The organism is Nonomuraea sp. NPDC050643, assembly GCF_040654715.1.
In the GTDB taxonomy this organism is placed as follows: Bacteria; Actinomycetota; Actinomycetes; order Streptosporangiales; family Streptosporangiaceae; genus Nonomuraea.
Genome location: NZ_JBFAIM010000015.1, coordinates 194,719 through 216,063, shown reverse-complemented (window position 1 = coordinate 216,063; position 21,345 = coordinate 194,719). Strand labels below are relative to the sequence as shown.

At 69.0% G+C, this 21,345-nt stretch carries 14 protein-coding genes; 2 read left to right on the top strand and 12 right to left on the bottom strand.

All coding sequences use genetic code 11. From position 1 onward, the window contains the following. Positions 1–137 precede the first annotated feature (137 nt). The gene (locus tag AB0I15_RS22170; protein ID WP_358098383.1) at positions 138–1,154 is read left to right on the top strand and encodes a LacI family DNA-binding transcriptional regulator; all 1,017 of its coding nucleotides are present in this window, start codon (positions 138–140) and stop codon (positions 1,152–1,154) included. Between the two features lie 59 nt (positions 1,155–1,213). Here AB0I15_RS22170 and AB0I15_RS22165 read toward each other — a convergent pair whose 3' ends face one another. The 9 genes from AB0I15_RS22165 to AB0I15_RS22125 form a co-directional block, all read right to left on the bottom strand. Continuing rightward, entirely contained in the window at positions 1,214–4,696 is a 3,483-nt protein-coding gene (locus AB0I15_RS22165; RefSeq protein ID WP_358098380.1) for a ThuA domain-containing protein, read from the bottom strand. A 75-nt stretch (positions 4,697–4,771) separates the two neighbouring features. Next, positions 4,772–5,605: a sugar phosphate isomerase/epimerase family protein gene (locus tag AB0I15_RS22160; RefSeq protein ID WP_358098378.1), complete on the bottom strand. Its 834-nt coding sequence runs from the start codon at positions 5,603–5,605 to the stop codon at positions 4,772–4,774. A gap of 39 nt (positions 5,606–5,644) precedes the next feature. After that, complete coding sequence (locus AB0I15_RS22155; protein ID WP_358098376.1) at positions 5,645–6,841, bottom strand: substrate-binding domain-containing protein; 1,197 nt, start codon at positions 6,839–6,841, stop codon at positions 5,645–5,647. Beyond that, positions 6,828–7,778, bottom strand: a complete 951-nt coding sequence (locus tag AB0I15_RS22150) for an ABC transporter permease (protein WP_358098373.1) — start codon at positions 7,776–7,778, stop codon at positions 6,828–6,830. The genes AB0I15_RS22155 and AB0I15_RS22150 overlap by 14 nt, the downstream gene beginning before the upstream one ends. Further along, a complete protein-coding gene (locus tag AB0I15_RS22145) occupies positions 7,775–8,773 on the bottom strand; it encodes an ABC transporter permease (RefSeq protein WP_358098370.1) in 999 nt (332 codons plus the stop codon). Before AB0I15_RS22145 ends, AB0I15_RS22150 begins: the two co-directional genes overlap by 4 nt. Further along, on the bottom strand, positions 8,774–10,204 hold the full coding sequence (locus AB0I15_RS22140) for a sugar ABC transporter ATP-binding protein (RefSeq protein ID WP_358098439.1): 1,431 nt from the start codon (positions 10,202–10,204) through the stop codon (positions 8,774–8,776). Positions 10,205–10,250: 46 nt separating this feature from the next. Continuing rightward, complete coding sequence (locus AB0I15_RS22135) at positions 10,251–11,948, bottom strand: ThuA domain-containing protein (RefSeq protein ID WP_358098367.1); 1,698 nt, start codon at positions 11,946–11,948, stop codon at positions 10,251–10,253. A gap of 10 nt (positions 11,949–11,958) precedes the next feature. After that, positions 11,959–14,778, bottom strand: coding sequence for a PQQ-dependent sugar dehydrogenase (locus tag AB0I15_RS22130; RefSeq protein WP_358098365.1), 2,820 nt, complete (start codon positions 14,776–14,778; stop codon positions 11,959–11,961). A gap of 122 nt (positions 14,779–14,900) precedes the next feature. Beyond that, entirely contained in the window at positions 14,901–17,258 is a 2,358-nt protein-coding gene (locus tag AB0I15_RS22125; RefSeq protein WP_358098362.1) for a ricin-type beta-trefoil lectin domain protein, read from the bottom strand. Positions 17,259–17,573: 315 nt separating this feature from the next. On the opposite strand from AB0I15_RS22125, the gene AB0I15_RS22120 reads away from it, so the two are divergent. Next, positions 17,574–18,311 (top strand): FadR/GntR family transcriptional regulator, encoded by a 738-nt coding sequence (locus AB0I15_RS22120; protein WP_358098359.1) that lies wholly within the window; start codon positions 17,574–17,576, stop codon positions 18,309–18,311. A 43-nt stretch (positions 18,312–18,354) separates the two neighbouring features. Here the strand turns inward: AB0I15_RS22120 and AB0I15_RS22115 are convergent, their stop codons facing one another. The 3 genes from AB0I15_RS22115 to AB0I15_RS22105 are packed head-to-tail and all read right to left on the bottom strand — an operon-like array spanning position 18,355 to position 21,291. Beyond that, entirely contained in the window at positions 18,355–19,506 is a 1,152-nt protein-coding gene (locus AB0I15_RS22115; RefSeq protein WP_358098356.1) for a mandelate racemase/muconate lactonizing enzyme family protein, read from the bottom strand. Between the two features lie 25 nt (positions 19,507–19,531). Continuing rightward, the gene (locus tag AB0I15_RS22110; protein ID WP_358098353.1) at positions 19,532–20,359 is read right to left on the bottom strand and encodes a carbohydrate ABC transporter permease; all 828 of its coding nucleotides are present in this window, start codon (positions 20,357–20,359) and stop codon (positions 19,532–19,534) included. Further along, entirely contained in the window at positions 20,359–21,291 is a 933-nt protein-coding gene (locus AB0I15_RS22105; protein WP_358098351.1) for a sugar ABC transporter permease, read from the bottom strand. The genes AB0I15_RS22110 and AB0I15_RS22105 overlap by 1 nt, the downstream gene beginning before the upstream one ends. Between the last annotated feature and the right edge of the window lie 54 nt (positions 21,292–21,345).

Sequence of the window (21,345 nt, the reverse complement as noted above, 5' to 3'; positions counted from 1 at the left end):
CGCGCGCCCCGGCACGATGAGTGTCCGCAGGGAGCGGCAGGCAGGTCCATGAGCGGAACGTGACCCGTGACTCAGGAAGCTTGATCTTGGTGAGACGGCACCCCCACCTGCCCGCACTCCGTGGCTAGACTGCCGCCATGGCCGTGGAGTCGTCCCCTCTCACCCTCGCTCAGCTCGCCGAGCTGGCCGGGGTTTCCACCGCGACGATCTCCAAGGTCGTGAACGGCCGTTCCGAAGTCTCGTCCGAGACCCGCGCCGCCGTGGAGGAGCTCATCCGCCGGCACGGCTACCGGCGACAGCGCCGCCGCTCCATGCCGACGGCCCTGGTGGAGCTGGTCTTCCACGCGCTGGAGGGCGACTATCCCGTCGAGATCACCAAAGGGGTGGCGGAGGTCGCGCGTGAGCACGACCTCACGGTCGGGATCTCCGACCTGCACCGCGACCACACCGCCGCGGACGCCTGGCTGGAGGGGGTGCTGCGGCGCCGCCCGAGCGGCGTGATCGCGGTGTTCTCCGGCCTGACCGAGACGCAGCACGAACGGCTCGCCCGCCGGGGGATCCCGCTGGTCCTGCTGGATCCCGCCGACGCTCCCGGCAAGAACGTCCCCTCGGTCGGCGCCGGCAACTGGAACGGCGGGCTCACCGCCACCCGCCACCTCCTGGAGCTCGGGCACCGCCGCATCGCCATCATCACCGGGCCCGACGCCGCGCTGTCCAGCCGGGCCCGCCTCGACGGCTATCGCACCGCCCTCGACATGGCCGGCGTGCCCATCGACCCGGAGCTGATCGGCCGGGGCGACTTCTTCATCGAGGGCGGCCTGGCGCAGGCGCACCGCCTGCTGCGCCTGCCCGACCGGCCGACCGCGATCTTCGCCACGAACGACGGCCAAGCCATCGGCGTCTACCACGCGGCCCATCAGCTCGGGCTGCGCATCCCGGACGATCTCAGCGTGATCGGCTTCGACGACATGCCGTCGGTGCGGTGGACCATCCCACCGCTGACCACCATCCGCCAGCCCTTCACCAAGATGGCCGCCGCGGCGACCTCAATGCTGCTGACCCTGGCCCGAGGTGAGGCGCTGCCACAGAGCCGCGTCGAGCTGGCCACCGAACTCGTCGTACGCGAGAGCACCGCGCCTGCCCCGCCCGCCTGACCAGTACGGCTACGACGTCCGCGCTGACGTGGCGACCGTGTTCGGGCGTCACCTGACAATCAGACGCGGGTCCACTTCTGGTTGTTCTGGCCGTTGCACGCCCAGATCTGCGTCTTGGTGCCATTGGCGGTGCCGGCGCCGCTGACGTTCAGGCACTTGTTCGCCGCGACGGCGGTGATGCTGCCGTCGGCGTTGAGGCGCCATTTCTGGTTGTTCTGGCCGTTGCAGTCCCAGATGATCACCGCGGTCCCGTCCGCCGTCCCGGCTCCGTTCACGTCCAGGCATTTGGTGCCGTATACCCGCAACTCGCCCGCGCTGGTGGAGGTCCACTGCTGGTTGGGCCTCCCGTTGCAGTCCCAGATCTGCACCTGCGCGCCGTTCGTCTGCGTGGCGCCGTTGAGGTCCAGGCACCTGTTCGATCCCGAACCCCGCAGCGCGCTCGTGCCTCCCGGAGGTGAGCCGTCACCCTGCCCGACGCCCCTGCCGTTGAAGGTGATGGAGTCCACGTCGAACGAGTTCGCGGACGGCGCCTTGAACAGGACGTGGACATTGCGGGTGCCACCGGGGTCGGTGACCTGTACCGCGGGCAGCGACACGTAGGTGTTCCACCCCCCGGTCGCCGGCACGGGGCTGGAGGCGAGGAGGGCCCCGGTCGGCGAGTCGGCGCGCAGTTCGATGGACGCCCCGGTGTTGGACGGCGCCGAGACGCGGAAGGACACCGTGTCGATCCCGGACAGGCTGATCGGGCTGAAGGAGATCCAGTCGCTGTTGGAGATGTCGCCGATACGCCTGCCGCCTTCGGCGCCGGACTCGTCGACGACGCGGATTCCGGACGAGCCGGTGAAGTGCTCGGCCTGCTTGTGTTTCGGCTGCAGGGTGATGCCGGCGGAGCCCTTCAGGCCCCCCTGGTCGGTGTAGTCGGCGGACAGGACGTAGTAGACGTTGGATGCCTCGTCATGGCCGGAGGCGGTGGTCGTGACCGTTCCGGAGCAACCGGTGTACTGGCCGGTGTCGTGGGCGTGCTGGTCATGGCCGAGCGCCGTTGTCACGTTGACCTTGGTGCAGTCGGCGGCGCCGTCCTCGGCGTCGGTGACGTTCAGCGCGTAGTCCACCTCATCGCCGAAGTCGATGAATCCGCCGTCGGGTGGAGCCGAGAAGGCCACCTTGGGACGGGTGTTGCCGACGACGACGGTCAACGTCACACTGCCCGTCTTCCCGCCGGAGTCCCGGACGGTCAGCGTGGCCGGGTAGGTGCCGTTGGTGGTGTAGGTATGGGAGGGACTGGCGCCGGTGGAGGTTCCGCCGTCGCCGAAGTCCCACGCGTACGTGATCGCGTCGCCGTCGGGGTCGGTCGAGCCGGCCGAGGAGAACGCCACCGTCAGGGGTGCCGCGCCCGAGTCGGGGTTGGCGCTCGCCTTGGCCAGGGGCGCGCGGTTTCCGGCGACATAGTCGACACGGTAGATGCTGTCATCGGTGTTCGCGTGACCGAAGCCGTTGCCCCAGTCGGCCATGTACAGGGCGCCGTCCGGACCGAACTTCATGTCGATCGGCGCACGCGGGGCGAGCTGTGCCACGAAGGGGCTGATCTTCAGGAGGTTGCCCGAGGAGTCCAGGCGGAACTCCTTGACGAAGTTCCGGCTCCATTCGTAGAAGAACGGCGTGCCGTCGAAATACTCGGGGAACCTGCGGTCCGCGTTGCCGGCCGGGTCGTAGCGGTAGAACGGACCGCCCATCGGGGCGGCGCCGCCGCAGCAGTTGATCTCGGGGAACTCGGCCGAGGCGTGGTAGTCGTACCAGACGGTGGCGGGCTTGGCCGCGGGCAGATTACCGAGGCCGGTGTTGTTGGGCGAGTCGTTGACCGGTGCCGAGCAGTTGAACTTCGCGCCGGAGGTGTTGGTGGCGAAGTTGTAGTCGTTGAACGGGAGGTTGTTGCCGACGCAGTACGGCCAGCCGTAGAAGCCTGCCTGCTTGATCAGGTTCCACTCGACGGTGCCCTCAGGACCGCGGCTGGGGTTCGCGGCGCCCGCGTCGGGCCCGTAGTCGCCCACCGAGATCCAGCCGGTCGTCCGGTCGACCGAGAAGCGGAACGGGTTGCGGAACCCCATCGCGTAGATCTCGGGCCGGGTCTTGGCCGTACCGGGCGCGAACAGGTTGCCGGACGGGATCGTGTAGGTGCCGTCGGGCTCGGGGTGGATGCGCAGGATCTTGCCGCGCAGGTCGTTGGTGTTGGCCGAGGACCGCTGAGCGTCATAGTGCTCCCGGCCCGGCCGCTCGTCGATCGGGGCGTACCCGCTGGAGCCGTTGGGATTGGTGTCGTCACCCGGACCGATGTACAAATTCCCGCCCGGCCCGAACACGAGGTAGCCGCCGGTGTGGCCGGGCTCGTCGACGTTGCGATACGCCGGAACCTCGATGATCTTCTTCTCGCTCGCCAGGTCGAGGCTGGTGCCGTTGAAGGTGAACCGCGACACCCGGTTCACCTCACCGCCGCTGGACGGCGAAAAGTTGACGTAGATCCAGCCGTTGGTGGCGAAGCCCGGATCCAGTGCCAGCCCGATGCCGCCGTCCTCGCCGCCGTCGTACACCGGCAGGGTGCCGATGACACGCGTGCCCCCGCCGTTGGCGGGGATCATGTTCACCTTGCCGGAGCGCGAGATGTAGAAGACCCTGCCGTCGGCGGCCACGTCCAGCTCCATCGGCTGGTCCGGCGCGCCGTCGAGAGTCACCTTCTGGAACCGAGCCGCGACCGAGCCGCCGCAGTCGCCCGGCACCGCGCCCGCCGCCCACTGCACCGCCCCCAGCAGGTGCTGTTTGAACAGCGACTCCGAGTACGAGGACGTCTGGTGGCCCATCGCGGTGGCCCACACCCGGCCGCCCTCCGGATTGTGGCACCAGGAGATCGGATGGTCGGCGCCCATCCTGCTCGGCCCCGCGTCATAGGTGGTCTCATCCGCGGTCACCAGCACGTGCACCGAGCCCCGCGTGTTCTTGTCGAAGTTGTACCACTCCTCCGAGCGCACCCACCGGTCCGGCAGCCCCTTCGTGGAGGGGTGCACCCTGTCGGCCACCTTGGCGGTGCCCTGCAGGATCGACGAGTGCGCGGTCATGTGGGCGCCGGCCAGGACTACCTGGTCCCACCAGGGAAACTGCGCCTCGATGTTCATGTCGGTGGCGTTGTGGATCGCGACGACGCCGTGGCCACCGCGCACATAGGCCTGGAAGGCCTGACGCTGAGCGTCGTTGTCCCACACCATGCCGCTGGTCTGGAACATGATCACCGCGTCGTAGGTGTTCAGGGTCGCGGTGGTGAAGACGGCGGAGTTCTCGCTGTGGTCGAGCTGGAAGTCGTTGTCGGTCGCCAGTTGCTGAAACATCGCAACACCCGCGGGGATGGAGTCATGCCGGAAGGCGCCGCTCGCCGTCTCGGTGAACAGCAGCACCCTGAACTGCGGTGCGGCCGCGTGCGCCACCTGCGGCGACAAGGACATCAACAGCCCTGACAAGGCTGCGACCAGCGCGGGAAACAGGCGTGATCTTCGCATGACGGATCTCCTGAGGGGTTTGCGACGACGGTCGGAGCCGGAGGGTGACGATGGGCAGGCGGGTGCGTGGGGATGTCAGAGGGTGCGTAGGTAGGCGAGGCCGTCCACGGCCAGCGCGTCCTGGCTCTTCGCGAGAGGCCGCCAGACGGAGGCCGCGGTGGCGATGGTCTGGTTGTGCGCGGTGAACGACTCGATGACGAGCGGCCCTTGATAGCCGGTGTCGCGCAGGGCCTCGGTGAAGCCGGGCCAGTCGAAGCGGTCGGCCCCGGGCGTGCCGCGATCGGTGCCACACACCTGCACGTGCGCGATGCGATCCGCCGCGACCCGCACCGCCTGGGCAGGGTCCTTCTCCTCGATGTTCAGGTGGTAGACGTCGAGTGCCAGGTGGCAGTCCTCGGGCAAGGCGTCGAGCGCCTGCTCGACGGTGTTGACGAGGCTGGTCTCGTACCGGTTGAGCGGCTCGACCGCGAGCTTCACCCCGCGCTCGGCCGCATGGTCCAGAACGGGCCGCAGATGCTCACGCAACTCGGCGTAGACCCCCCGGCGTTCGTCCGGTGAGAGCCGCCACGTACGGCCGACCGAGGCGTACGCCGGCCCCCCGATCACCGGGGAGCCGACCGTCACCGCCAGGTCGACGCAGTGCCGCAGATAGTCCTGAGTGTCGCGGACGGTCTCCGGGGAGGCGGCCACGAGCTCGCGCCCCGGTGGCATGACCAGCACCACGGATGCGGCCAGTCGGTGCTCGGCCAGCACCGCCGCGGCCCTGTCCGGGTTCCAGTCGCCGGGCCGCTCGACGGGCAGCTCGATGACGTCGAAACCCCACCGGGCGATGCGGGGCACGAGCCGCGCCAGGTCGTCGTCGGTCAGCGGGGAGACCCAGACCCAGGTGTTCACTCCGATGGAGAACATGGTGTCCCTCTTCGTCGTCGGTTCGCGGGAAGGAGCCGATCAGCTCTTCCGCCCGCCCCAGGCCTCCGGGAAGCCGGGCAGGTCCTCACAACCGCACAGCGCGTAGTGCAGCGGCGGCATGTTGGGCTTGAGGTAGGCCACCAGGTTCTCGCCGGTGACCTTCGGCTGCGGCAGGTTCCACGTCTCGGGCACCTCCTCGCCCTTGAGGATCTTCAGGGCGGCGATGATCGGGGTGCGCCACTGGTAGGTGGGGTACGTGGGTGCGACGGCGGTGAGGCCCGTGTCCTTCCACTTCTGCAGGAAGTCCTGCTGGTCCTCGCCGTTGATCGGTGGCACCGGCAGGCCGGCGTCCTCGAACGCCTCGATCGCGGCCACCGCCGTGGCGCCCGCGTCCATCCAGACGCCGTCGAGCTTGCCGTGGCGCTGGATGTAGTCGCTGACGATGCTCTTGGTCTTGGCGGCGTCGCCGTCGGTGAACTCCACCCCCACCACCTGGAGGCGGCTCTTGTCGAAGACCACCTTCGCCGCCGACCAGCGGGTCTCCAGCACGTCAACGCCGGGCAGGATGCGCAGCGCCAGCACCTTCCCGCCCGTCGGCACCTTCTCGGCCAGGAACTCGGCGGCGTCGGCGCCGAAGGCGTAGCCGCCGATGGGCTTGATGAACGTCACCGGGCAGTCCGTCTCCACACCCCGGTCGAACACGATGACAGGCACCTTCCCGCAGGCGGCCGTCACGGCCGGGGTGAGCGTCGCCGTGGTGTTCGGCGAGACGATCAGCGCGTCGCAGCCCTTGGCCTGCAGTTCGGCGATGTCGGAGATCTGCTTGTCGTCCTTGCCCTCGGCGTCCAGCGCGGTGAACTCCTCGATCTCCTCGTGCAGGCCCACCTCGGCCTGCATCGTCTTCCAGCCGACCTGACGCCAGGGGTTGTTGACCGCCGCGTTGGAGAAGCACAGGCGGTACGGCCCGTCCTTCTTGTACCGTGCCGTGTCGATCATCTTCGGGGCGATGGCCTGCTCCCAGGGCTTGGCGGCGGGGCCCTGGGGTGTCTGGGAGCGCATGGCCAGTTGGGCGTCGAAGTCCGCCTGCACGAAGAACTTCGACTGCGCGCCCGTGCCGGAACCCTGAGCGCTCGTGGCGGACGCCGCGGGTTGGGTGGTGGCGGTCGGCTTGTCGGTGGTACAGCCGGCGAGGACGAGCGCGGCTAACACGGCGATTGCGGCCTCAGGACGCGGCATGTGCGTCTCCTCTTCGGGGGGTGGACTTCCGGGGGAGCCGGACGGCTCCGGCCGCGACCGCGGCGATGATGATGACGCCCTGCACGGTGAACTCCAGTGCCCCCGAGATTCCGTACAGGTTGAGCAGCGTGAACAGCGTCTCCAGCGTGACGGCCCCGGCCATGGCGGCCGGTACGGAGCCGCGGCCGCCGCCGAGCACCACGCCGCCGAGGACGACCGCGGTGATGGCGGAGAACTCCAGTCCCTGGCCCACCTGCGCCGAGACCCCGGCGAAACCGCCGAGCAGGATCGCCGTGACGGCCGCGGACAGACCGGAGAGCATGAAGGCGAAGATCTTGACCCGGTCGACCCGGACTCCGGACAGTTCCGCGGCACGCTCGTTGTCACCGGTGGCCATGAGGATCCTGCCGAAATCGGCGCGCATGAGCCAGATCACCGCCCCGCCCACGGCCAGCAGGATCAGCACCGACCACGGCAGCGGCCCGAGGCCGCCGCGGCCGAACACCCGGAAGCCTTCCGACAGCGCGCCACGCGGCGCGCCACCGGTCCAGAGGAAGATCGCCCCGCTGAGGATGAGCAGCATGCCGAGCGTCACGATGAACGACGGCACCCGCAGCTTGGTGGTGACCACGCCGTTGACCAGGCCGACGAGCAGCCCGACGACGATCAGCAGGGCCAGGACCGGCCAGGTGGCGGACTCGTCGCCGTCGATGAGCCGCGCGGCGATCACCACTTCGGCCGTCACCAGTGAGCCGACCGACAGGTCGAACTCGCCGGCGACGATGACGAAATACTGGCCGGCGGCGAGGATCACCAGTGGCGCGGCCCGTTTGAGGAACGCCAGGAACCCGGCCGGCTCCAGGAAGAAGGGGTTGGCGACCGCCATCGCGGTCAGCAGCACCGCGAGGACCGCGAGGATGGGAAGTGCCCGCCTCATGCCGGCCGCCTCGTTCCGCGACGGGCGTAGACGGCCACCGCGACGACGATGACGGTGCCGCGGACCACGTCCTTGACGAAGGAGTCGACCTCGAGCTGGTTGAAGACGGTGTCCAGAACGGCCAGCAGCAGGACCCCGCCCACGGTCCCGGCGATCCCGCCCTTGCCCCCGGCCAACGCGGTCCCTCCGAGCACGACCGCGGCGATGGACTCCAGGTCGTAGCCACCATCGGTGCCCACCGTGGGTGCCCCCGCCCCGAGCCTGGCGGCCAGCAGCAGACCCGCGATGCCGGCGCAGACCGAGCAGAGCACGTGAGTGATCAGGATGACGCGGGCCGTACGGATCCCGGACAGCCGGGCGACCTCCTCGTCGCCGCCCACCGCGTAGATCCGGTATCCCAGTCTGGTCCTGCTCAGCAGGAACCAGGCCGCGACGGCCACGCCCGCCCAGAGCATGGCGGAGACGGGGATCGGCCCGGCGCGGGAGTAGCCGAGGAGCTGGAACGACTCGGGCACCTTGCCCGCCGGGCCGTCGTACAGGTGGTCGACGATACCCTTGATGATCAGAGCGACGCCGAGCGTGGCGATGAAGGCGTGGACCCGGAGCCTGGTGATGACCAGCCCGTTGACCAGTCCCACCAGCGAGCTGAGCACCAGCACCGCGGCGACCGCAGGCCCGATGTTCCCGTCCCGGCCTGCCATGGTCTCCGCCGCGACCAGCGAGGCCAGGCTGATCAGGTACGCCACGGACAGGTCGAGCGATCCGGCCAGGATCGCCAGCGTCTGCCCGATCGCCACGATGCCGAGGGCCGCGGAACGCTGCTGGATCCCGACGACGCTCTCCATGGTGAGGAGCTGGCCGCCGTCGAGCGCGACGAGGGCCCAGCCGGCCGCGGCCAGGCCGAGCAGCGCGAGGAACACCATCGGCGTGGGTCCGTGCAGGCGCGCCGCCAGGCCGCTGCGGGCGGGGCGGCGGGCGCGCGTGAGCAGGTCCACTCAGGCCACCTCTCCTGCGGCCAGGCGCATCACGGCCTCCTCGGAGGCCCCGGCCGGCAGCGTGCCCGCGATGCGGCCGTCGCGCAGGACGACGACGCGATCGCTCATGCCGATGAGCTCGGGCAGCTCGGAAGAGATCATCATGATGGCCATGCCGTCGTTCGCCAGTTCGCGCATCAGGTCGTGGATCGCGGCCTTGGCCCCGACGTCGATCCCCCGGGTCGGCTCGTCGAACAGCAGCACCCGCGGCGCCATCGTCATCCATTTGACGAGCACGACCTTCTGCTGATTGCCGCCGGACAGGTAGCGGACCTGCTGTTGCTGACGCGCAGGCGAGAGGCGTACCCGTTCGAGCAGGTCGCGGACGCCGTCGCGGTTTCCGGCGCCCACCGCGCGGGCGACGAGCAGGACGTTGTCACGCACGGACTGGTGCAGCGCGAGCCCTTCGGCCTTGCGGTCCTCGGTCACGAGCCCGATGCCCATGGCCACGCCTTCCCGGACCGAGCGCGGCCGCGACGGGATCATCTCGCCCGTGGTGAACGGCTCCGCGCCGAAGATCGCCTTGGCGAGCTCCGACCTGCCGGATCCCCGCAGGCCGGCGATGCCGACGATCTCCCCGGCACTCAGCTCCAGATCGATGTCGCGGAGCTTGTGGTTGCCGGCCGCGCGCAGCCTGAGCCGTACCTCGCCGGCGCCCGCCGAACGAGGCGGGAAGTAGGCGCCGAGGTCGCGGCCCACCATCAGGCGGATCAGCTCGTCGGGATCCACCTCGCCGATCGGGAGCGTGGTGACACGCGAGCCGTCCTTGAGCACGGTGACCCGGTCGGCGAGATCGAACACCTCGCGTAATCGGTGGGAGATGTACACGACGGCGACGCCGCGTTCCCTCAGCCGCCCGATCAGCCGGTAGAGCGACTCGACCTCGTGCTCGGCGAGCGCCGCGCTGGGTTCGTCCATGACGACGAGCCGGGCGTTCACCGACAACGCCTTGACGATCTCGACGATCTGCTGCTGGGTCACCGACAGGCGCTTGACGACGTCGCGTGGGCCGAAGGAGTCCTCGCCCAGCTCGTCGAGGAGTCGCGCGGTCGCCTCCTCCATGGCGGTCCGGTCGACCAGGCCGCGCCTGACGGGCTCACGCCCGAGGAACACGTTCTCGGCGACGGTGCGCTCGGGCAGCAGGTTGAACTCCTGGTAGATGATCGCGATGCCGGAGCGCCGCGCCTCGAGCGGATGGCCGAAGGAGACGGGCCGGCCGTCGATCTCGATCGTGCCCTCGTCCGGTGGGTGAACCCCACAGATGATCTTCATGAGCGTGGACTTGCCGGCACCGTTCTCGCCGACGACGGCGTGGACCTCGCCGGCCGCCACGTCCAGGTCCACCCCGGACAGCACCCGCACGCCCAGGAAGGTCTTGCCGATGCCGCGCATGCTCAGCACGTGGCCCGCCTTCGTGTCCGAGCGGGTCGTTTCAGGCTCATAAGACGCGGGTCCAGCGCTGGTTGGTCCCTCCGGTGCAGGTCCAGATGCGCGCCTTGGTGCCGTTGGCGGCGCCGCTGACGTCCAGGCACTTGTTCGCGCCGACGGCGGTGATGGTGCCGTCGGCGTTGAGGCGCCACTTCTGGTTGTTCTGACCGTTGCAGGTCCAGATGATCACCGCGGTACCGTCCGCCGTACCCGCCGCATTCACATCCAGGCACTTACCGCCATACACCCGCAGCTCACCCGAAGCGGTCGACGTCCACTGCTGATTGGCCTGCCCAAGGCAATCCCAGATCTGCGCCTGCGCGCCATTGGCCTGCGAACCGCCGCCGACCTCCAGGCACCGCCCCGACCCCACACCCCGCAGCGCACTCGCACCGCCCGGTGTGCTGGTCAGTTCCTTGATACGGATGTTGCGGAAGGACACCACGTCGCCGGAACCGTGGTTCTGGATGCCGATGTGGCCCTGCTGGAGCGAGCGGACCGGATCCGTGTTGGTGAAGTCGTTGATTTTGCCGCCGTTCAGGAACACCTGCAGCCGCTCACCCTCCACCAGCAGCTCATAGGTGTTCCACTGCCCCGGCGGGTTCAGCGCCGCGTCGCGGGCGGCGAGGTCGGCGGCCTTGAACCCGTAGATCGCCCCGGTCGTCTTGTCCGAGGCGTCGGTCGCGTCGATCTGCACCTCGTATCCGGTGTTGAGCGCCGCGTTGGGGTCACTGGTGGGCGGGAACCCGACGATCACGCCGGAGTTGGAGTCGCCGGTCAGCTTCCAGTCGAGCTTGAGGGAGTAGGAGCGGAACTCCTTGGCGTTGTGCCACAACATCCCCATGCCGCCCTGGGAGGTCAGCGTGGCGTCGCTGTTGGCGAAGGACCCCGGCCCCGCCTGCGACCAGCCCGTCGTCGAGCCGTTGTACAACGTCGTGTACCCGGTCTCCGGACGGCAGTCGGCGTTGACGGCCTTGGCCGCGTACCGGATTCCACCGAGCAGCAGCGTGCGGAAGCTCGGATCGGCGTACGACTCCTGGGTGTGCCCCAGACCCGTGTAGAACGCGCGGCCGGAGGACTGCGGGTGGCACCAGGTGATCGGGTGATCGCCCATGCCGCCGCCGCTGTAGCTGCTCTCGTCCAGGCTCTGCAGCACCCGGACGTTCGGGCGGGGGTTGGAGCGGTAGTTGTACCACTCGTCGGTACGTGACCAGGTCGCCCCAAGGTGAGCGGTCGCGGCGTGCGCCCGATCCTCGTTCCGCACGGTGGCCCGCTGGATCGCCGGGTGGTTGTTGAACCAGGCCCCCATCAGTTGCCCGTAGTACGCCCAGTTGTACTCGGTGTCCGCGGCCGAATGCACTCCTACGTAACCGCCCCCGCCGTCCACATACGTCTGGAAGACGGCCTGCTGGTTGTCGTTGAGCACGTCACCGGTCGTGTTGAGGAACACCACCGCCTGGTACTGGGCCAGGTTGGCCGCGACGAAGGCGTTCGCGTCCTCGGTCGCGTCGACGGCGAAGTCGTTGGCGGCCCCCAGGTCGCGGATGGCCTGGATCCCGGTGGGGATCGAGTCGTGCCGGAACCCGGCCGTCTTGGAGAACACCAGCACCTTGAAGGCCGCGGCCTCGGCGGGGATGGCGGGGATGGCGGGGGTGATCGTCGCGGCGGCGGTGATCGCCACCACTGCCGTTGACAGGCGTCGCAGCATGGGTGTCCTTTCAGATGCGGGTCCAGCGCTGGCCGGTTCCTGCGGTGCAGGTCCAGATGCGCAGCTTGGTGCCGTTGGCGGTGCCGCTGACGTCCAGGCACTTGTTCGCGCCGACGGCGGTGATGGTGCCGTCGGCGTTGAGGCGCCACTTCTGGTTGTTCTGACCGTTGCAGGTCCAGATGATCACCGCGGTGCCGTCCGCCGTACCCGCCGCATTCACATCCAGGCACTTACCGCCATAAACCCGCAGCTCACCCGAAGCGGTCGACGTCCACTGCTGGTTGGCCTGCCCAAGGCAATCCCAGATCTGCGCCTGCGCACCGTCGGCCTGCGAACCGCCGCCGACCTCCAGGCACCGCCCCGACCCCACACCCCGCAGCGCACTCGTGCTCCCCGAGGGCGGGGTGCCGGTGTCAAGGGTGAAGGCGTCCACGTCGAACAGGTAGCCCTGTCCGGACGGGCCGCGGAAGACCAGATACAGCGTCGTCGTGCCGGCCGGCGCGCCGCTGAGGTTCGCCGAGACATCGGTGAAGGTGTCCCAGCCGCCGGTGCTCGCCACGTTCACCGTCCCCAGCAGTGCGCCTGTCGCCGAGCCCGCCCGCACCTCGAGTCGGCCGCCCGGCCCGGCCGAGGACACCCGGGCGGTGATCCTCGTCGCGTTACCCAGGCTGTACGGCTGGAAGGAGATCCAGTCGCCGTCATCGATGAAGCCGGTCGTCCTGCCGCCTTCCGCGGTGGCGTGGTCGGCCGTCTGGATGCCCTGCTGGGCGCCGAAGTGCTCCGCCTGCCGGTGCCGCGGCTGAAGCGTACGGGCGCTGGTGGAGGTCAGACCGCCCTCGTCGGTGTAGGAGGCCTCGAAGACTCCGTAGATGTTGGCCGCGGCGTCGTGCTCACCGTCGACCGGCACCGAGAGGGAGCCCGAGCAGCCGGTCGTGGAGGTGATCTGGTGCCGGTGGCTGTCGTGGCCGAGGAAGTAGGCGACGGTGACTTCGGCGCAGTCGATCGTGCCGTCCTCCGGGTCGCTGACGGCGACCTGGAAGGGCACGGTGTCGCCGAAGGAGAACGGTTGCCCGTCGGCGGGGGCGGTGAGGCTGACCGCCGGTGCGGTGTTGCCGACGTTCACGATCACGCTCGCCGTGCCGGTGAGGCCCTGCGGATCCCGGACCGTGAGCGTCACCGTGTAGGCGCCGTTCGTGGTGTAGGTCCTGCCCGGATTCGCCGCCGTGGAGGTGGTGCCGTCGCCGAAGTCCCACGAGTACGTCAGCGCGCCGCCCTCCGGATCCGAGCTGCCCGCCGAGGAGAAGCTCACCGTCAGCGGAGCCGGTCCCGACGTCCTGTCGGCGGACGCCTTGGCGATCGGATTGCGGTTGGCGCTGCCGATGTACTCGATGCGATACAGCGCCTGGTTGTTGTTCCCCGTGCCGTAGTCGAGGACGTACAGGGCCCCGTCAGGGCCGAAGGCCATGTCCATCACCTGGGTGCCCGACCAGGGAAACGCCGAGATCTCTCCGTAGGCGCCGTCCGGCTTGACCTCGATCGCCTTGATCCAGCGCCGGCCGTACTCACCGGCGAAATACCGCCCGTCGAGCGCCTGGGGGAATTTGATGGCCGAATTCAGGCCGGGGTCGTAACGGTAGACCGGGCCGCCCATCGGCGACTCCGACCCGGAGCCGAACTCGGGCGGGCTTCCGGTGTCGCCCGCGTAGCGGATCCACGCCGGCTTCGCCGCGGGCAGCGTGGTCAGGCCGGTGTTACGGAAGGAGTTGTTGGTCGGGCCGCCCGCGCAGGCGTACTTCGGACCGGTGCCGCCGGTGGCGAAGTTCCATTCGTTGTAGGTCTCGCCCGTGGTGTTCGTGCCCGTGCAGTACGGCCATCCGTAGTTGCCGGGACCGGTGATGCGGTCGAATTCCACCTGCCCGCTCGGCCCGCGGTTGGAGTTGGTCACACCCGCGTCCGGCCCGTAGTCGCCGAGGTAGACGATGCCGGTCGCCTTGTCCACGCTCATCCGGAACGGGTTGCGGAAGCCCATGGCGTAGATCTCCGGCCGGGTCTTGGCCGTACCGGGCGGGAACAGGTTGCCGCTGGGGATCGTGTAGGTGCCGTCGGCCTGCGGTTTGATGCGGAGAAGCTTGCCACGCAGGTCGTTGGTGCTGGCGGACGAGCGCTGGGCGTCGAACTGCGGGTTGCGGTTGGTCCGCTCGTCCAGCGGGGAGTAGCCGCTCGACTCGAACGGGTTGGTGTCGTCGCCGGTGGTCAGATACAGGTTGCCGGCGGCGTCGAAGTCGATGTCCCCGCCCACGTGACAGCACTGGCCACGGTCGTTCTGGACCCGCAGGACCACCTTCTCGCTGGTCATGTCGAGAGTGTCGTCCGTTCGGAGGGTGATCCGGGACAGGTACAGCTCGCCCTTCCACTGGTCGAACTGGGCCTGCGTGCCGGTGGCCGGCGCATCACCGTTCGGCGTGCTCAGCCGCGGGGAGTAATAGAGCCAGAGGTACCGGTTCGACGCGAAGCCGGGATCGACCGCCACGCCCTGGAGGCCCTCCTCGTCATGAGTGTAGACGTTGAGCCGGCCGGCCACCTTCGTGTTGCCGTTGACATCGGTGACACGCAGCGTGCCGTCGCGCGCCGTGTGCACCACCGACCGGTTCGGCATCACGGCCAGCGACATCGCCTCACCCAGCTCCGTACCACCCGCCGCGAGAGACACTTGCTGGTAGTCGGACGGCGGAATGACGAGGGCGTCCGCCGGGGAGGCGTCGAGCGCGACCGCTCCGGGAGTGATCAGCGCCAGCGTGGCCGCCAAGGTGAGCCACGGACGTCGGGACATGAGGGTTCCCTCCTGCGGCAGGAAGTCCGGTCAGGGCGAGGCGCCCGGGATTCTGTTCCGTGGCCGAAGGGGTGCCGTCTCCGGCCGCGGTGAGGACGAGACCCGTCGTCGGACGGACGGTGTCAGGCGCGGGTCCACTTCTGGTTGGCTCCGCCGTGGCAGGTCCAGATGTGCGCTTTGGTGCCGTTGGCGGTGCCGGCGCCGCTGACGTCCAGGCACTTGTTCGCGCCGACGGCGGTGATGGTGCCGTCGGCGTTGAGGCGCCACTTCTGGTTGTTCTGACCGTTGCAGGTCCAGATGATCACCGCGGTACCGTCCGCCGTACCCGCCGCATTCACATCCAGGCACTTACCGCCATAAACCCGCAGCTCACCCGAAGCGGTCGACGTCCACTGCTGATTGGCCTGCCCAAGGCAATCCCAGATCTGCGCCTGCGCACCGTCGGCCTGCGAACCGCCGCCGACCTCCAGGCACCGCCCCGACCCCACACCCTTGAACGCGCTCGTGCTCCCCGAAGGCAGGCCCTGGGGCCCGGCGGACGCGATCACGGCCTGGGCGCCGGCCGGCCAGGCGCCGTTGGTGACGGTGACGTTGTTGTTCACCACGTTCCCGCGGTCGCCGTTGGTCACGTTGGTGCTGCCGTTGGTCGACCAGTTGCCGGTGACGGTGAAGTTGCCCATGTTCTCGCCGTACCAGTAGTTGGCGGTGGCCCAGGTGCCGGTGTTCGAGAGCACGTTGTTCCTGACGGTGTAGTACCTGGAGCCCTCGTCGAAGTAGATGCCGAACCAGCCGTTGGCCCGCAGGCAGTGGTTGTCGCTGATCACCGCACCCGGGTTCCACGACAGCGTGTAGATGCAGCCGCCGTCGGTCATCTGTTGCATGACGTCGTGCACGTAGTTGCCGATGAGCCGGTTGCCGGAGGCGGTGGTGGGTGTGGAGTAGCGCGGCTGGAAGTCGTACAGGCCGCGGTCGGCGTAGTGGGTGCTGCCGCCCGGCTCGTTGGCGCCCCAGCCGTACCCGATCGACATGCCGGTGTACGGCAGATTGTAGACCTCGTTGTGGGACACGTTGGTGTTGGTGACGTAGGTGGTCAGGACCGAGACGACGCCCCGGTGGTCCAATCCCAGGTCGTGGATGCGGTTGTCGCTGACGGTGATGTTCCGGTTGACCATCCGCTGGTCACTTGGGTGGTGCGCGTCGGCGCGCACGCCGCCGACCACGATGCCGCCCGCCGAGCCACGGGCGATCTCCGACCGGGTGATCGTGATGTCGGCGGCGCCCAGGCCGACGCCGCCGGCGTGCGCGTTGGCGTCGTTGCCGATGCCGATGGCCGTCTGTCCCAGGTTGACGAAGCGCGAGTCGGTGAAGGTGACGGTGTTCGCCGCGGAGACCTGCACGGCGGCGGGCATCTGGTACCAGTTCGGCCGGGTCGCCTCGAACTGCCGGCAGCCCTGGTGGCAGGAGGTGAAGGCGGGCCGGCTCCAGTCGCCGGCCATGTAGGCGCCGGTCTGCTGGTCCACGTAGCCCTGGTTGCCGCTGGGGCCGAGCCAGCTCGTGCCGGTGAAGGTGATCTCGCTGAACGTGATGTGGTGCGCGGGCGTGTCGTAGGTTCCCCCCACGTGCACCAGCGACTGGAGCACCGGCAGCTCCACGCCGACGTTGGCCATGTTCTGCCCCGCGAGCGGGATGTAGGAGAGCACGCCGGTCGCGGGGTTGATGTACCACTCCCCCGGCGAGTCGAGGAACTCGTAGGCGTTGGTCAGGTAGAGCGGCCCCGCCCGGTGCGGGCTGGTGAAGGTGTCGTACCCGAAGTTGTTGTTGTTCCAGGCGGGCTGCTGCATCGTGATGAGGTTGCCGTTGATGCTCTGCACCGGCGCGTACCGGTCGGTGAAGGAGCCGATGCTCTCCATCTCTACCCGGCTCTGGTTGGCGAGGGTGTTCAGGTAGCTCAGTGCGCCGCTGGTGAACCTCATTCCGGTGCTGCTCGCGGTGAAGTCGGACCGGTTGACGGCGGTGCGTGCCCGGGTGGCGAGCGCGCCGTCGACGTACAGTTGCCGCGTGTCGATCCCCGCGCCGACGTTGGCGCGCCAGATGTTCTTGCCCGAGTCGGCCACGGTCCATCCGGTGACCGCCCGGGCACCGCTGATGACCGCGACGGCCCCCGCGGTGGCCTGCCATCTGACGGAGTAGCCGTTGTTCCCGGAGTCGGCGGCGGTCAGCCGGAGCGGCGCGGACAGCCGGTAGACCCCGCCGGCCAGCTCTACGACGATGTCACCGGACATCCCGGCGTTCAGCGAACGTACCGCTGTCTGCGCCGCGAGCAGCGAGCACGGCTGGGTGGAGGTGCAGGCGGTGCCGGTGCCGGTGACTGACGCGTACAGGGTCGTGGTGGCCGCCAGGGCCGGGGTGGCGGGGGCGACGAGGGCGAACGCCGCGGTCAGCGCGGCGGTGACGATGCCGATCAGGGTCGGTCTCAGCACCGTGACGGGCGAAGGTGATGGCACAGTCGTTCCTTTGGGGGGTAGGGGCGCCGGCCTTGCTCCTAATTACCTGGGGAGCATGGACGCCCGTCAAGGCTTTAAGCCTTCTTATTTCGCGATGCGCACCTCACGAGTCCGGCCACAGTGAGTCGCTTGATGCCTTCACCAGCAGTGTTATGAGCCACCACGCGTGTCCTTGCCTACCCTTCCTCGATGAACCGTTCATATGTGTCGTACTCATCACGCGGCAGTTGTGGCGGGGAGTGCCGGCTCATCAGTCATACTCAGGCAGGGGAACGGCGAGGAGGACGCACGGTGACCGACACCCCGCGTGAGAGCGCATACCGGCCGGGCTACGAGGTGGCCGCCGAGCAGGTGCTGGAATTGATCGTCCGGCTCGGCCTGCGTCCGGGTGACCGTATGCCGACCGAGAACGAGCTGGCCCGGCAACTGGGCACCAGCCGCACGGTGGTACGCGAGGCGGTGAAGATACTCTCCGCGCTCGGCCGGGTACGCGCCCAGAAGGGCCGCGGCCTGTACGTGGCCGACGACGAGGGGATGTTCGGCACCGGCCGCTGGGGGTCCTTCTTTCTCCCGACCGACCTCGACCACGTCTACATGCTGTTCGAGTTCCGCCGGGCGCAGGAGATGGAGACCAGCCGGCTGGCCGCCCACCGCGCCACCCCTGCCGAGCTGAGGGCCATCGAAGAAGCGGCCGGCGTGTGCCGCCACGGCTTCGATACCGGACGCGAGGAACTGTTCAACGAGGGCGACAACGCCTTCCACACCGCCGTTGCCACGGCCTCGCACAACATGTTCCTCCAGGTCGCCGTACGGGAGGCCCGGAGGCTGCAGGCACAGTCGAACATCATCGGGCTGCGCGGCTCAGTGGGCGGGCACGCCGCCAAGGCCGTCGAGGAGCACGACGCCATCTACCAGGCCATCCGCGCCGGCGACCCCGAAGCGGCCGCTCAGGCCGCGGCCACGCACATCGACAACACCCTCGACGACTACCGCAGGGAGATCCAGCAGCGCCTCTTCTCGTCCCAGTGATCCGGGCACGGGTGACGGCGGGCTCGGCCGCGCAAGCTCCGGCTCATCCCCCGGGCCGCGTCGCGGAGGAGTGGCCGGTGACCCCGAGCAGCCGTCGTCCGGCGTGCTCCGGCCGGATGTGGGGGCCTTCGGCCGCCCTGGCGTTGGGCTGGTGGACGAACCCGTTGATCACCTGCTCGTCGAGCGTGATGCCGAGACCCGGCGAGTCGCCGAGGATGAACGCGCCGTCCTCGACGTGCAGGTCGAGCGACAGTCCGAGTGGCGGGTGCAGATCCTGCAACTCGCTGGCCATGTGGTTCGGCACCGACGCCGCGGCGTGCAGCAGCGCGACGGGCGTGGCGCCGATCGGGCTGACCGGCAGGTCATGGGCGTGCGCCAGCGCGGACACCCGGAGGAAGTGGGACACCCCCCAGACGACGGCCGTCTGCACGATGTCCACGGCCCCCGCGGCCAGCACCGGACGGAACTGCTCCAGCCCGGTGAGGTTCTCCCCCGTGGCCACGGAGGCCCGGATCCCGCGACCGACGGCGGCCAGTCCTTCGGCGTCCCACCGCCGCACCGGCTCTTCGATCCACGTGAGATCCAGCGTGCGTTCGAGCTCGCAGACGTGCCGGACCGCCTGCTTACGGGTCCAGGCTTCGTTCACGTCGAGCATCAGGCCCGGCCGCGCTCCACGCCCTGCCTCGGTCAGGACATCCCGTACCAGGGTCAGGCGGTGCCGGTCGCGTTCGATGTCGAGGCCACCCTTGATCTTGGCCGCGCGCAGACCGTGCTGGGCGTAGACCTGGTAGACCGAGACGAGTTCGTCGTCGCTCAGGCCGATGTCGAGGCCCGACGCGTAGGCCGGCACCCGCCGGTCGCGTCCGCCGAGCAGCCGCCAGAGTGGTTCGCCGGCCGCCTGTGCCTTGATGTCCCACAGGGCGGTGTCGAGTGCGCCGATCGTGCCGAACACGGCGCCGGCGTGGCCCGCCTTGAAGGTCTGCCGCAGCATGCGGTCGTAGAGCGCCGTCACGCCCCGTGGATCCTCGCCCTCGATCGCGGCGAAGACAGCCTCGATCTCCACGTGCGTCCCGAGGCCGATGCCGGTGATCCCCTCGTCGGTGTCCACCAGGACGAGCGGCACCGGGACGGCCCCGTCGGCGAAGACGCCGTTGGCGTCACCGACGGGACGGCCCCATTCCTGCACCGTCGTCATGGTGCGATATCCCGTGATCCGCATGTCAGCCCTTCGTGGAACCGGCGGTGACGCCGTCGGCGATCTGGCGCTGGAGGAACAGATAGATCATCAGTACGGGGACCGCGGCGATGAGGACCCCCGAGGCGAAGGTGGGGATGTCGTCGGAATACTGCCCGCGCAACGCGTTGACCCCGATCATGAGCGTGCGATGCTCCGGCGACGGCATCATGAGCAGGGCGATGAGCACGTCGTTCCAGCAGAACAACGCGTCGAGAATGCCGACCGACACCAGCGCCGGAACGCCCAGGGGGAGCATGATCCGCCGGTACACGCCGTACACCGTGTTGCCGTCGATCCTGGCCGCGTCGACGATCTCCGCCGGAATGGTCCTGTAGTGACTCGTCATCAGGAAGACGGTGAACGGGAGGAACTGGGCGATGTAGGCCAGGATCAGTCCCGGATAGGTGTCGATGAGCCCGCTGTCGGCCATGACCCTGGTGAGCGGCACCATGATCACCTGGAAGGGGATGAACAGCCCCGCGAGACAGCCCAGGAAGATCACCGAGGAACCGCGGAACCGAAGCTGAGCCAGCGCGAAGCCCGCCATCGACCCCAACAGCAGCAGCAGGGCCACGGCGCACGCCACGACGATGAACGAGTTGACGAAGTAGCGCGCCATTCCGGCGCCGGCCCACGCCTCAGCGAGGTTGTCCCATCGCAGGGAACCCGCCGGGGAGAACCGGTCGAGGATGTAGTCACGACGGGTCTTCATCGCGACGTTGGCGGTGAACACGAGAGGATAGATCGTCGCCAGCGCGAGAACGGCCATCGGAACGGCGGCCGCCCACCTGGCCAGACGTGTCCCGGGCATCAGTCCTGCCTCCCCGTGCGGCGGAGCAGGGTGATCTGCAGGAGCCCCACCACGAGCATGACGACGAAGAGAACCGACGAGGCGGCCGAGGCGAGCGCCGGGCGGTTCATCTGTCCCTGCTGGTGCCAGATGTAGTACTCCGGCAGGTAAGTGGTCCCCTCCGGGCCGCCGCTGGTCATGACGAAGAGCAGGCCGAACATGGAGGTCAGCATTCCGATCATCGTCGTCACGAAGACGAACTGAATGGTGCGGGTCAGGCTTGGGATGATCACGTGCCAGATGATCTGGCGGAGCGACGCGCCGTCCACGCGGGCGGCGTCCAGCAATGAGGCGTCCATGGTGCTGAATCCCGCGAGGAACACCACCAGGGCCATGCCGAACGTCGCCCAGATGTGCACGCCGACGACCGTGAACATGGCGATGCCCGGATCGCCGAGCCAGTCGACGGGGCCGGCGCCCATCGCCGCGAGGACGGAGTTCAACGGGCCGTCGTACCCGAGCATGAGATTGAAGATCGCGCCGACGATCACCGGTGAGAGCACGGCCGGGAAGAAGTAGACGCTGCGGTAGACCCGGTGTCCCGGCACGCGCAGATAGATGAAGGTCGCGAGCAGACCCGGAATCGCCACCGCCAGGGGAAGCAGCAACACCAGCAGCCCGACGTTGCGCAGCGCGGTGTGGAACAGCGGGTCGCCGGCCAGCTCCAGGTAGTTGCCCAGCCCGACGGGGGTCCCGTTGAGCTCGCCGTCACCTGTGAACGAGAAGTTGACCCCCAGGGCCAACGGCCACAGCCGTAGCACCACGATGACCAGAACGGCCGGGGCCACCAGGACGTAGGGCGCGAAGCGCTCGGCGCGCGCCTTGCGGGAGGTCGGCCCGGCTGCCGGACGGGTACCCAGGTGGTGTCCCCGCTGGTGTCCCCGCTGGTTCACGCTCGCTCCGCGGGCTCGCCCTGAGCCGGCCGGGCGGGCCAACGGCGACGGGCC